This window comes from Thiocystis violacea, from assembly GCF_016583565.1.
Lineage (GTDB): Bacteria > Pseudomonadota > Gammaproteobacteria > Chromatiales > Chromatiaceae > Thiorhodococcus > Thiorhodococcus violaceus_A.
Window position 1 is genome coordinate 1 of record NZ_NRRF01000099.1, and the last position, 12029, is coordinate 12029.

General features: G+C 66.2%; 12 protein-coding genes and 1 pseudogene. 8 read left to right on the plus strand and 5 right to left on the minus strand.

The annotated features are described in order from the left end of the window. Positions 1-83: 83 nt before the first annotated feature. The 6 genes from CKO23_RS22220 to CKO23_RS22245 all read left to right on the plus strand — a co-directional run bounded on the left by CKO23_RS22220 (position 84) and on the right by CKO23_RS22245 (position 4826). Positions 84-1166 carry a glycosyltransferase family 9 protein gene (locus tag CKO23_RS22220; protein ID WP_242482655.1) on the plus strand — a complete coding sequence of 361 codons (1083 nt, stop codon included), beginning with the start codon at positions 84-86 and terminating at the stop codon, positions 1164-1166. After that, positions 1163-2242, plus strand: a complete 1080-nt coding sequence (locus CKO23_RS22225; RefSeq protein ID WP_200335239.1) for a glycosyltransferase — start codon at positions 1163-1165, stop codon at positions 2240-2242. Before CKO23_RS22220 ends, CKO23_RS22225 begins: the two co-directional genes overlap by 4 nt. A 70-nt stretch (positions 2243-2312) precedes the next feature. After that, positions 2313-2507 carry a type II toxin-antitoxin system VapB family antitoxin gene (locus CKO23_RS22230; RefSeq protein WP_200335241.1) on the plus strand — a complete coding sequence of 65 codons (195 nt, stop codon included), beginning with the start codon at positions 2313-2315 and terminating at the stop codon, positions 2505-2507. Further along, entirely contained in the window at positions 2507-2920 is a 414-nt protein-coding gene (gene vapC, locus CKO23_RS22235) for a type II toxin-antitoxin system VapC family toxin (protein ID WP_200335248.1), read from the plus strand. The genes CKO23_RS22230 and vapC overlap by 1 nt, the downstream gene beginning before the upstream one ends. Before the next feature lie 178 nt (positions 2921-3098). Next, complete coding sequence (locus CKO23_RS22240; RefSeq protein WP_200335250.1) at positions 3099-3617, plus strand: REP-associated tyrosine transposase; 519 nt, start codon at positions 3099-3101, stop codon at positions 3615-3617. A 135-nt stretch (positions 3618-3752) separates the two neighbouring features. Then, positions 3753-4826: a glycosyltransferase gene (locus CKO23_RS22245; RefSeq protein WP_200335252.1), complete on the plus strand. Its 1074-nt coding sequence runs from the start codon at positions 3753-3755 to the stop codon at positions 4824-4826. A gap of 47 nt (positions 4827-4873) precedes the next feature. Here the strand turns inward: CKO23_RS22245 and CKO23_RS22250 are convergent, their stop codons facing one another. Genes CKO23_RS22250 through CKO23_RS22260 form a run of 3 tightly spaced genes read right to left on the minus strand, consistent with a single transcriptional unit; the run spans position 4874 to position 9140 of the window. Then, positions 4874-5977, minus strand: a complete 1104-nt coding sequence (locus CKO23_RS22250) for a lipocalin-like domain-containing protein (RefSeq protein WP_200335254.1) — start codon at positions 5975-5977, stop codon at positions 4874-4876. Beyond that, positions 5977-8490, minus strand: coding sequence for an FtsX-like permease family protein (locus CKO23_RS22255; RefSeq protein ID WP_200335256.1), 2514 nt, complete (start codon positions 8488-8490; stop codon positions 5977-5979). Before CKO23_RS22255 ends, CKO23_RS22250 begins: the two co-directional genes overlap by 1 nt. After that, positions 8487-9140 carry an ABC transporter ATP-binding protein gene (locus tag CKO23_RS22260; protein ID WP_200335264.1) on the minus strand — a complete coding sequence of 218 codons (654 nt, stop codon included), beginning with the start codon at positions 9138-9140 and terminating at the stop codon, positions 8487-8489. Before CKO23_RS22260 ends, CKO23_RS22255 begins: the two co-directional genes overlap by 4 nt. A 296-nt stretch (positions 9141-9436) precedes the next feature. Here CKO23_RS22260 and CKO23_RS22265 point away from each other — a divergent pair, with 296 nt between their 5' ends. Beyond that, positions 9437-9862, plus strand: a complete 426-nt coding sequence (locus CKO23_RS22265) for a hypothetical protein (RefSeq protein WP_200335266.1) — start codon at positions 9437-9439, stop codon at positions 9860-9862. A 1353-nt stretch (positions 9863-11215) separates the two neighbouring features. Here the strand turns inward: CKO23_RS22265 and CKO23_RS22270 are convergent. Continuing rightward, positions 11216-11467 (minus strand): DUF2442 domain-containing protein, encoded by a 252-nt coding sequence (locus CKO23_RS22270; RefSeq protein WP_200335268.1) that lies wholly within the window; start codon positions 11465-11467, stop codon positions 11216-11218. A gap of 5 nt (positions 11468-11472) precedes the next feature. Next, the gene (locus CKO23_RS22275; protein WP_346014662.1) at positions 11473-11748 is read right to left on the minus strand and encodes a DUF4160 domain-containing protein; all 276 of its coding nucleotides are present in this window, start codon (positions 11746-11748) and stop codon (positions 11473-11475) included. Between the two features lie 37 nt (positions 11749-11785). Here CKO23_RS22275 and CKO23_RS22280 point away from each other — a divergent pair. Continuing rightward, positions 11786-12029, plus strand: a pseudogene (locus CKO23_RS22280) (hypothetical protein); the annotation flags it as partial.

A 12029-nucleotide genomic window follows, 5' to 3' on the forward strand; every position in this document is an offset into this window, starting at 1 on the left:
GCTCGCGGCGAGGCACCCCTCCCAACAGGACGCCAGGGGTCACAATGAAGCACCCCGTCAATCCTCTTCGAAACGGTATCGGTTTGCCTAGCACACAGCTCCACGCACCGCGCTCGATTCTCCTGGTCAGACTGAGCGCCATCGGCGACATCGTCTTCGCCTCCCCGCTCGTCTCGGCGCTGCGCCGCCAGTGGCCGGATGCCCATATCGCCTGGCTGGTGCAGCCCGAGTGCACGGCGCTTTTGGACCAGCACCCCGATCTGGACGAGGTCATCGTCTGCCCGCTGCGCCATTGGCAGCGCCTCTGGCGCGAGCGGCGTTTTCGTGAGCTGACGACCTGCATCCTGACGCTGCGCGACAACCTCCGCGCACGCGATGTCGACCTGGCGATCGACCTGCAGGGGCTGCTCAAGAGCGGTGCCCTGGCGCGGCTGTCCGGCGCGCGCGAACGCATCGGGCTCGGGTCGCGCGAGGGCAGCCAGTGGCTGATGACGCGCCGGCTGCCGAGGGGCGGGGATTCCAAGCGCATCGGCTCCGAGTACCTCTACCTGGCGGAGTCGCTGGGGCTGCCGGTCGACGGCTTCGAGATGGTGGTCCATTACGGCGAGACCGAGGCGGCCTTCGTCGACGACATCATTCGCCGCGACGAGCTGGGCAACGGGTTCGCGGTGCTCTGCCCCTTCACGACGCGCCCGCAGAAGCATTGGGTCGAGGCGCGCTGGGCGCAGCTCGCACATCGGATCCGCGACGAGCTGGGGCTGGTCCCGGTGCTGCTCGGCGGTCCGGGAGATCGCGAGGCGGCGATGCGGATTGCGGATGCGACGGACGATCTCCTGGTGGATCTGGCGGGCAAGACGAGCCTGACGGAGGCGGCTGCCCTGATCGATCGGGCCGCGCTGCTGGTCGCCGTGGATACCGGGCTGGGACACATGGGCATCGCGCTGAATACGCCGAGCCTGCTGCTGTTCGGCTCGACCTGTCCCTACCTGGAGACCACAAGGACCAATGCGCGGGTGCTCTATCACCGGCTGCCCTGCTCGCCCTGCAAACGACGGCCGACCTGCGGCGGTCCCGCGACGCCCGAGCGGCGGCCATGGCTCGACTGCATGCACCGGATCCGCGTCGAGGCGGTGATCGAGGCGGCCAAGCAGGTGCTGAAGTCGTGAGGATCCTCCACGTCGAGGGCGGCCGTCATCTCTACGGCGGTGCCTTTCAGGTGCTGCATCTGCTGCGCGGTCTGCATGCCCGGGGGCATCGAAATCTGCTCGCCTGTCCGCGTGGCTGCGCCCTGGCCGAGGCCGCCGCACCGGTTGCGGAGGTGCATGGGATGCCGATGCACGGTGATGCCGATCTGCTCATGGCCTGGCGTCTGCGGCGTCTGATCAGGCAGGCACGTCCGGATGTGGTGCACCTGCACAGCCGCATCGGCGCGGATGTCATGGGCGGGATCGCGGCGCGGCTCGCCGGCGTGCCCGTGATCCATACGCGCCGCGTCGACAACCCGGAGCCGCGCTGGCTGGTCGCGCTCAAGTACCGGCTGCACGATCGGGTCGTTGCCATCTCCGAAGGCATCGGCCGGGTGCTGGTGGATGAGGGGTTGCCGTCGGACAAGCTGCGCGTCGTGCGCAGTGCGGTGGATTTCGAGCGCTACGCGGGCGGTTGCGCGGGGCCGGAGATTCGCGCGCGGTTGGGCGTGCCGGCCGACGCCCTGCTGATCGGCGTCATCGCCCAGTTGATCCCGCGCAAAGGCCATCGCTTGCTGATCGAGGCGGCGCCTGACCTGGTGGCGCTTTGCCCGAGCCTAGAGATTCGCTTCTTCGGTCAGGGGCCGCTCGCCGAGGCGCTGCAACGCCAGATCGACGCCGCCGGGCTGAGCGACTACATCCGGCTGGCCGGTTTCCGGGACGATCTCGCCGAGATCCTGCCCTGCCTGGACCTGGTCGTTCACCCCGCGCTCATGGAGGGGCTGGGTGTCTCCCTGCTCCAGGCCGCCAGCGCCGGCGTGCCCATCGTCGCGAGCCGAGCCGGCGGCATCCCCGAGGCGGTGCGCGATGGCGAGAATGGCCTGCTGGTGCCGCCCGGCGATGCCGGTGCGCTGCGGGAGGCCATCGCCGACTTGCTTGAGGATTCCGCACGTAGACGTGCCCTTGGCTTGGGCGGCCAGGCGCTCATGGCACGGGAGTTCTCGATCGACGCCATGGTGGAGGGGAACCTCGCGGTCTATGGGGAGCTGGTTGGATGAGGCCGCCGGGGAATCGCAGTCGCATCGAATGTGTATACTAAGCTTATTCGATACACATTGGCTTTGAGTCATGCGAACGAACATCGTGATCGACGACAGTCTGATGGAGCGCGCCCTCGCCGTCTCTGGTCTTAAGACGAAGCGAGAAGCCGTTGAGGAAGGGCTTCGAGTCCTCGTGCGGTTGAAGGAGCAGGAGCGCATTCGCGCCGTGCGCGGCAAGCTGCGCTGGGGCGGCGATCTGGACGCCATGCGGCGCGACGATTGATGGTTTTGGTCGACTCGTCCGTTTGGATCGACTACTTCAACGGCGTGGTTTCCGCCCAAACGGACGCGCTGGACGCCTTGCTTGCAACTGAGCCGGTCCTGATCGGCGATCTGATTCTGACCGAGGTCTTGCAGGGATTTCGCTCAGAGGCGGGTTATCGGCAGGCCCGCGAGCTGCTGTGCTCGCTGTCGTTCTGTCAGCTTGGCGGACACCAGGTTGCGCTTGCTGCCGCGGACAATGATCGGCATCTGCGAGCGCGCGGTATTACGGTTCGTAAGACCATCGACGTCATCATCGCGACCCACTGCCTCTTGATGGATCAGACCTTGTTGCATTCCGATCGCGACTTCGACTCGATGGAACGGATCCTTGGCCTTCAGGTTCACCCGTCCGCATCGGCGGCGACTCCATGAGCGATCCCACCACGCTCCAGTCGGTAGGGTGGACAAGCGCAGCGCAGTCCACCCATTCAGCGCGGGCCTGGTGGACTTCGCTCTCGCTCGTCCACCCTACGGGTGGGGTGCGGGCTTTGTGAACGGCCAGACGACACCCCCTGTCATCGTCCGGCGCGGCCCTTGGATGAGGTGAATCATGAGCGACTATCGACGCTGTTTCGTGAAGGGGGGATGCTACTTCTTCACCGTCGTGTCGCATCGGAGACGACCTCTCTTCGATACGGACGGCAGGGTTGAGCTATTGCGTCAGGCGATGCGTGAGGTCAAGGGCGCTCGGCCTTTCGAGATCCAGGCGATGGTCGTCATGCCGGACCATGTGCACGCAGTTTGGCAGTTGCCCGATGGCGATTCCGATTTCTTGCGACGGTGGCGCGATATCAAGCATCACGTCTCCCGCCGAATCGATGCCGCTGTCAACCTTCGCGGGGAGAAGTCGGTTTGGCAGCGGCGGTTCTGGGAACATCTGATCCGGGATCAAGAGGATTGGCGCAGGCATGTCGACTATGTCCATTTCAATCCAGTCAAACATGGGCTGGTCACGCGTGCCGGCGATTGGCGCTACCGCTCCTTTCTCACGGCCGTCAGGAAGGGATGGTATGGGCTGGATTGGGGTTGCATGGAGCCGGAGGACATTCGTGATTGGCGGTTGGAATAAGGTTCAGTCGAGCGCTCACGTCTTGAGAATCCTTGGCCCGGTAGGGTGGACAAGCGCAGCGCAGTCCACCCATTCAGCGCGGGCCTGGTGGACTTCGCGCTCGCTCGTCCACCCTACGGGTGGGGTGCGGGCTTTGTGAGCGATCCCACCACACTCCAGATGGTCGCCAGCAAGGCGCTCGGCGGGGCGGAGCGCTGGTTCATCCGCTTCAGTCAGGCGCTGGCGGATTGTCAGGCGCCCGCGCACCTGGCCATCCGCGAGGGAAGCGCACTCGACGGGCTGGACCTGGGCGCCCTGCCTGTCCACAGGCTGCCCTACCGCACGACCTGGGATCCCTGGTCGCGGCGGGCGGCGAACAAGCTCATCCAACAGCTTCGCCCCGACATCGTGCAGACCTACATGGGCCGTGCGACGCGGCTGGCGCATCTGCCGCCGCGGGGCGGTCCGGTGCATCTCTCCCGGCTGGGCGGCTACTACGCGCTTGGCCCCTACCGCCATGCCCACGGCTGGATCGGCAACACCAAGGGTCTCTGCGACTGGATGGTCCGCGAAGGGCTGCCCGCGGAGCGCATCTACCACATCTACAACTTCGCCGATCCGGCGCGCCCGGTTGCAGCCGAGTTGGTCGACGAGCGGCGCCGGATGCACGCCATCCCGGAGGATGCCTGGGTGCTGACGACCCTGGGTCGTTTCGTGCCGGTGAAGGGCCAGTGCTATCTCATCGAGGCGATGAGCCGTCTGCCCGAGCGTGTCGCGGACCGACCCGTGCGGCTGGTAATGGTCGGCGACGGACCTCTCGGCCCCAGCCTTCGGGCACAGGCGGAACAGCTCGGCCAGTCCCGGCGCATCGTCTGGGCCGGCTGGCAGCGCGACCCGGCGCCCTATCTGCAGATGGCCGACCTGGTCGTCTTCCCGTCCCTGGATGCCGAGACCTTGGGCAACGTCATCCTGGAGGCCTGGGCCTGGGACAGGCCATTGGTGACCGCCCGCTTCCGCGGCGCGCGCGAGCTGGCCCGACATGGTGAGGACGCCTTCTGCGTGCCCTGCGAGGATGCCGCCGCGCTGTCAGCGGGGATCCGGCAGACCCTGTCCGATCCGGCCCTCATGACCGCCATGGTCAGCCGAGGCCGGGAGCGCGTCGAGCGCGAGTTTGGCCGTCAGGCGATCATGGACCGCTATCTCGATCTCTATCGCTGCCTGGCCGGTTGAGCGTCCCAGGGCGGAAGCGACGGCGCCCCCAGCGCGAGCGAACCCTGCTAACCGACCCTGATCCGCTCTGCGTATCCGGTCATCTCCAGATAGCCGCGCCCGATCTCCCGGTCACCCTCGAACGCGCGCACGGCGCCTTCCCAATAGAGGGTGCCGGTGGAGCGGCGGCTGTCGAGTTCCTGGTCGTCCATGAGCGGGCGCAGACTGATCTGACGGCTTCCAATGCGCAGGCGCCATTCGACCGGATAGTCGGTGCCGGTGCGCGGCGAATGCCATTCGCGAAGCGGGGTGAAGTCGATCTCATCCGGCGCGAAGGTCCGCGCGCTGCCGTCCGGCGATTGCAGGGTCGCGTTCGCCCACAGCGCCTGGCCGTCCGCCTTGCGCATCTGGAAGGCCATCAAGGCACCGCCGTCGTCCAGATTCAGCCCGATCCAGTCCCAGCCCTGCGCGCCCTCCGGCAGGTATTCGCTCGACCACTCATGATCCATCCAGGCGAGTCCGGTGACGCTGTGCCGGTGGCCATCGAGGGTCACGCCGCCACTGACCTTGAGACGCGGGTGACTGTAGTAGTAGCTCGCATGGCGCGGGTCCGGGGCCTTGGTGCTGAAACCGGCATCGCCGTTGAGTAGTGGTGGGCCATCCGGAACCAGCGAGAGGTTATAGGCGAATCCCTCGGCACTCACCTTCGCTTGATAACGCGCGTCGATCTGCTCGAACGACCAGTCGCCGAGCCAGACCCGAGCCTGCCCGGTGGCATAGCCGGCGCGCCCGAATCCGACCCGGGCGGAGCGCTGGGCGTGACGCAGACGCCCGAGCCCTGGGTCGGCGATTGCGGCGTGGGCCAGGATCAACTGACGCGGCGCGAAGGCGCTGGGGTTGTCTTCCCCGACCCCGGTGCGCACGCGGAAAAAGGTGCACTGGAAGCCAAGCGGACTGCCGTCAGGCAGGCTGAGCCAGCCGGTCACATACCACCACTCGGTGCGGAACGTGGGATGCGCGCCCTGATCGTCTGGAAACCTCGGGAGACGACCGGGGAGCACCGGATCGAAGGAGACCGCTGACGTTGGCGGCGCCGCGTCCGGGCGGGGCGCCGCCGCGACCCGCGTCAGGGGCAGGCTCGCGAGTGCGAGCAACCAGGTCCGTCTGTTCATCACCAGTCCTCCCGCACCGCCAGCACCGCGCCCTGGCGCATGGCCTGCCGACCCGCCAGCACCGCCGCCAGCGCGGCCAGGACGATGAGCGCGCTCGCAAATCCCGCGAGCGACGCCCAGGGGACATCGAGGTCCATGCTCCAGTGAAAGCTCTGGCGATTGACGACCTCGATCAGCACGAAGGCGATGGCCCCGCCGGCCGCGAGCCCGCCGAGCACCCCGAGCCCGGCCGCCAGGGCGCCCTCGAGGGCGAGCATCCAGCCGATCTGCCGGCGGCTGAGCCCCAGGTGGCGGAGCATGCCGAACTCCCGCCGCCGCGCGGCGGCAAGCGCCGCGAAGCTCGCCGCCACCCCCGCCAAGCCGATCGCCACGGCGGCCGCCTCGAGCACATAGGTGACCGCGAAGGTGCGGTCGAAGATCCGCAGGCTGAGGGCGCGGATCTCGCCGGGAAAGGCGACCTCCAGCGCCCCGGAGCCGCCAACGGCCTTGAGCCCCTCGCCCACGCCGATCCCGTCCGCGCCGGGCGCGAGCCAGATCGCCGCGTCCTGCGCCGAGGCATCGCCGGTCAGGCGTCGGTAGTCGGCGAGATCCATCATCAGGGTCCCGCCCTGACGCGCATAGTCCCGCCAGACCCCGGCGACGCGGACCGGCACCTCGGATCCGCCGAGCGGCAACAGGACGCGCTCACCCGGCCGCCAGGCGTAGAGGTCGCGGACCGCCTCGGAAATCCAGATGGCCGTCTCGCCCTCCCCAGGCGGCCGAGCGGACCCGACCAGGGGCAGCTCGCGCCCGTCCGCCGAGACCGGCCGCGCGATCAGCTCCACCGGCGCCTGCCCCGACGCCAAGCGCAGACTCTCGCGGCGGGTGAACTGCACGCGGGCGACCCCGGGCACGGCGGCGAGCCGTGCCTGCAGCCCCTCGTCCAGAACGCCTCCGCTCTGCGCGCGACCGGCGCGCAGATAGAGGTCGGCCGGCAGGAGCTGGCCGAGCCAGACGTCGACCGAGTCGCGGAACGAGCCGACCATGATCGCCATGGCCGCCGCAAGCGCCACGCTCGCGAGCACCCCGGCGGCCGCGACCACCGCATGCCCAGGCGCGGCGCCGAGGCGGGCCGCCGTCAGCCGGGCTGGCACGGGTCCGCGCAGCGGCAGCGCCCGGGCCAGCACCGAGGCGAGCGCCGGCAGCAGCATGACGCCCCCCGCAAGCAGACAGGCAATGCCCAGATAGCCCCCGATCGGAAGCCCATCGAGCGGCGGGATCAGACAGGCCGGGATGCTCGCGGCCAGGACCGCGAGCCCGAGCAGAGGATGCCCGCGCCCGCTGGGCAGGGCCGAATCGTCCCCCGCCTTGAGCGCGCGGGCCGGCGCCACGGCGGCGGCCTCGCGCGCGGGCAGCCAGGCGCCGGCCGCGCCGGCCACCAGACCCAGGAGCACGTAGAGCGCGCTGGCCCAAGGGTCGAGCCGCAGTGTCGGCGACAACCCGGAGAAGAACCCGGCGCCCAAGTCCCCGCCCAGCAGCTTCAGCAGCCCGAAGGCGAGCGCATGGCCGAGCGCGACGCCGACGACGCCGCCCGCGAGCCCCACCAAGGCCCCCTCGGCCAGCAGCCAGAGGAAGAGCTGGCGCCGGGCGAGTCCGATGGCGCGCAGAAAAGCGAGCTCGGTGTGCCGTCGAACCACGGAGAGCGCCTGGGCCGAGAAGACGAGAAAGCCGCCGGTGAGAAGTGCGACGGCCGCCAGCATGGTGAGATTCACCCGATAGGCGCGGGAGAGGTTGGCCGCCTGGTCTTCCGCGGCCTGCGGTGCTTCGAGCAGCACGCCGGGCGGCAGCAGTGGCTGCAGCGCGGTACGTGCCGCGCGCGCGTCCACGCCGTCCGTCAGTCGCAGGTCGATGCGGGTGAGCCGCCCGATCTGCCCGAAATGCTTCTGCACCGCCGCGATGTCCATGACCGCGAGCTGGCGGTCGTCCGTGGCACCCGGCAGGTCGCCGGCCACCCGCAGCTCCAGGGCTTGGGCGCCGGCGTAAAGGCTCAGCCGGTCGCCGGGCGCGACGCCGAGCGCCGTCTGCGCCGCGGCACTGAGAAAGAGGCTGTCGTGCGCGAGCACCGCGAGGCGACCTTCCTCTTCCGGCTGCTCCTGAAGCTCCGCCGGCTGCGGCAAGAGCGCTGGCGTCACATCGGCCAAGGTGAAGACATCGACGCCCAGGATGCTCAGTGCGTCCGTGCTCCCGACGCGCTCGGTCCGCACCTCCAGCACCGGGCTCGCCTGTGCCACCTCAGGGCGTGCCGCCAGCGTCGCATAGAGCCCTTCATCGAACCCGCCGCGCGGTCCCACGACCTGAAGATCCGCCGCGCCCGCCATGGCGCGCATCCCCCGCCCGAACTCGGTCAGCGCCGCCTGGTGCACCGCGTGCACCGCCATGCCGAGCGCGACCCCCAGCACGATGGCGGCGAAGGAAAAGAGCGTGGCGGCCCGACGCCGCGACAGTGAGCCGAGAAAGACCGGCGCCAGCGTCACGCGCCGAGCCCCTCGGCGGTGAGACGCAGGACGCGATCGGCGCTCTTGGCCGCCTCCGGCGAATGCGTCACCAGAATCCCCATGGCCCCGGAGGCGCGGATGCGCTCGGCCAGCAGCGCCAACACCTTCGCCGCATTGGCGGGGTCGAGGTTGCCGGTGGGCTCATCGGCCAGGACCAGACGCGGCGAGTGGGCCAGGGCGCGGGCGATCGCGACCCGCTGCATCTCGCCCCCCGAGAGCTCACGCGGCCAGCTCGCGGCGCGCTCGCCGAGACCCACGGCATCCAGGAGCTGCTGCGCCTGCGCGTCCGCCTCCGCGCCGTCCTGACCCTTGAGCCAGAGCGGCAGGGCGACGTTCTGGCGCAGGTTGAGATGGGGCAGGATATGAAACGCCTGGAAGACGAAACCGAGCTTGTCCCGGCGCAGTCGGGTCAAGGCGTCCTCGTCCAGCCCGGCATAGTCGGCGCCGTCGAGCAGGAGGCGTCCGCCGTCCGGTCGGTCCAGCCCGGCGATCAGGTTCAACAGGGTGGACTTGCCGACCCCGGACTCGCCGGTGATGGCGACATACTCGCCCGGCTCGAGGCGCAGCGAGATGTCCTGCAAGACGCGGCGGACATTGAACTGACGGTGAAGATGGGAGATCTCGAGCATGGGATGGTGGAGGACTGCTGTCGCTGAGCGCCGTCGTGCCGCGGCAGGGCCAAGGATTGTGTCATGTCGGGCCAAGCGCAAGACCGGCAGGCCGATTGCAAGGAGCAACCGCGACCCTTCGATCCCCTGTGACCGCTGCAAATCCTGCTCAAGCTCCAGGGATCTGCTGCTTGGTCATGACCCGCGGACATTCCGCCGCCCCCATGCGCGTCGATTGGCGTGGTGTGCGAATCGGATCGACAATAGGGCATCGGGATGGGTCATCGAACCACCATGAGGCTCACATGCGACAGAGAATGCGACCAATCTTGCTCACGGCCGTGATTCTGGGTTTCTCCTGTGTCGCGCATGCGGAGGGCGACGAGGCGCGGGATCCTCGTATCAGCCTTGCGCTCAGCACTCAGGAGAAGGCCCAATTCCTCGCCGAGATGCGGCGGATGCTCGTGAGCATCCAAGGGATCGTGCAAGGCGTCGGGGCGGAAGACAGAGGTCTGATCATCGATTCCGCGCGCGCCTCGGGTAACCGCATGGCCCGCGCCACGCCGGATGCCGTGCGCAATAAGCTGCCACGGGAGTTCAAGGAGATCGGCGCCCCAACGCACATGCTATTCGAGGAGTTGGTCGTCAGGGCCGAAACCGATGATATGCAAACACTGATGACCTTCACTGGAACCTTGATGGACCAGTGCGTGAAGTGCCACGCCCTGTTCAAAGTCGACTGACGGCCACCGGCGCCTCAGCCTGCGCCGATCATCGAGAAGCGATGCCCACGGAGCAACTTGAGCACGCGGGCGTCGATCATCCTCTGGTCCAGCCGTCTTCGGTAGTCGTCTTCGGTAGGGTGGACAAGCGCAGCGCAGTCCACCAACGACGGCGCGGGATTCGGTGGACTTCGCTCTCACTCGTCCACCCTACCGGTCCAACTGATGACCAAGGCCAGCACGGGCGTCGATCATCCTTCGGACCAGTCGTCTTCGGTAGGGTGGACAAGCGCAGCGCAGTCCACCAACAACGGCGCGGGATTCGGTGGACTTCGCTCTCGCTCGTCCACCCTACCGGTCCAACCGATGACCAAGGCCCGTCAGAATAAAGTCGCGAAATACCTCGCCTTCATTTACAGGGACTTAGAGTTCCGCTGCGCGCCACTTGCGGCGCTAAAGATGCGAAAAATCCCATCCTGGAAGGGCGTTGGAGCGCTTTCGGAATAATAATGTCGCGAAATTGCGCTGTGGCGCGCGGTCCTGCGCGAACAGCATCTGTCCAGCCCTCGGACGACCTGCCTTTGAAGAGCCATCCTTCTTCAGTCATGTCGTGGATTGTGTCTTGGTCATGTGCTGAGGCGCGGATCTCGACGCGCCTGCCACATGGCGACAGTCCTGTTGGACGCTCGCCTCATCAAATTGAAAGCGGCCGTCACTGAAACTGGTCGGCGTCGGCCACGAAACTGGACACCCTGAGTTTCGCAGCACCGACGACGGAATCGAGGCCATTCTGGCTCTGGCAGGAAACTGATCGGCGAAGTCAGATGATTGGGCTGCTGCGTCATGAGACTGATCAGCGGCGCCACCAAACTGATCGCGCTCGTCACGGAGCTGGACGGCACTGGCGAAGAGATTGGACGGTGGTCCTCGGCCACTAAGGAACTGTCCATCAATTGTTTCCCGCTTTTCTGGTCACGAAGCTCCAGAGTGAGCAGTCCAGGCACTTGATCGTCGGCTGTCGACCCAGATCCGCCACTGCGCCAAGCTACCCGACTGACCGTCGTGCCCCAGGAACGGTCACTCAGTCCGGTAGACAGAGCAGGGCGGAGTCGGCCAAGAAGAGACATTCGGCGATCCGATTGAAGCGGATGGCTGCAAACTTCCTTGCCACCTATTCGTGTTCCGGAAGAGTCCAGTTCCCGCGCTGGAGGTTCGTTCCGGAAGAATTGCTTGTATGACTCCTGAACGCGGCAAGCGGTCAAATAAGCCCGGAACTACGGTGTCGGGAGAGCGCTGTAAAGCGGCCACTCAAAATTCTGATAACGTTCGCGCTAACCGGACGCCTGATGAGCGCAGCGACGAAGGCGGTCCGAGTTAAGCGCTTTGTTCGGCATTCTTATTTGACTCAAGGTATAGCGTGTCGGGACAAATGTCTTGCTCGTGTGGCCAAACTACAGTTCCATCCCATGCTTTTGCCTGCATGAAATAATTAACGTCTCTTAGCTCTTTGAATACGCCGAAATCGAGAAGTGGCGCACAATCATAGATTCCTTCTTCACCATTACTGAATTTGATTCTCAGCTTGTAGTCAGCCATGGCTGCTACAGCCTTCACCCTCGGGTTCATATTTACTACCTCAACGGATCGATTTTGAATGGCTGCTCTCCAGAAACAGCAAGCTTCCAGTCTGCCATAAGTTCTTCTTTGTGCAATTCGATCCACGCTTGAAGCAATTTCATTTTGGAAGTTGGAATGCTTCCTTCGAGAACATCGCCATCTGGGATTTTGACAATCACCTCATCGTCTTGGTGCTTTACATGGATGTGTGGCAGTTTGTGCTGCTTGTTGTGGCTCTCCCGGATCTCCTGGGGTTGTGATATCTTATAAAACAGTGGCTTGAGAGCCAGTTTCCGTCAAAACCCAATTCGAACGCTGTTGATTATGATGCTTGACAAAGAGACCATCCGGGTGCTGTTGAACCTACCCGATATCGCCATTGATCGGATTGTGGTGGAAGGGGCCAGAACGCTCAAGATCTTTGTTCATAGCATCCTGGAAGGCACGCACTGTCACCGTTGCGGAAAGCCCATTGATCATCCTTACGGGTTGAGTCAAGAGATAACGCTGCGCCATGTGTCCTTGGGTGAATACACCATTTTGATTGTCTTGCGCCCCAAGCGCTACCAAT

Excerpts from the sequence above, each read along its gene's own strand:
- CKO23_RS22230 (WP_200335241.1), top strand. The coding sequence starts at position 2,313 with ATGCGAACGAACATCGTGATCGACGACAGTCTGATGGAGCGCGCCCTC.
- vapC (WP_200335248.1), top strand. The coding sequence starts at position 2,507 with ATGGTTTTGGTCGACTCGTCCGTTTGGATCGACTACTTCAACGGCGTG.
- CKO23_RS22240 (WP_200335250.1), top strand. The coding sequence starts at position 3,099 with ATGAGCGACTATCGACGCTGTTTCGTGAAGGGGGGATGCTACTTCTTC.
- CKO23_RS22250 (WP_200335254.1), bottom strand. The coding sequence starts at position 5,977 with ATGAACAGACGGACCTGGTTGCTCGCACTCGCGAGCCTGCCCCTGACG.
- CKO23_RS22260 (WP_200335264.1), bottom strand. The coding sequence starts at position 9,140 with ATGCTCGAGATCTCCCATCTTCACCGTCAGTTCAATGTCCGCCGCGTC.
- CKO23_RS22265 (WP_200335266.1), top strand. The coding sequence starts at position 9,437 with ATGCGACCAATCTTGCTCACGGCCGTGATTCTGGGTTTCTCCTGTGTC.
- CKO23_RS22270 (WP_200335268.1), bottom strand. The coding sequence starts at position 11,467 with ATGAACCCGAGGGTGAAGGCTGTAGCAGCCATGGCTGACTACAAGCTG.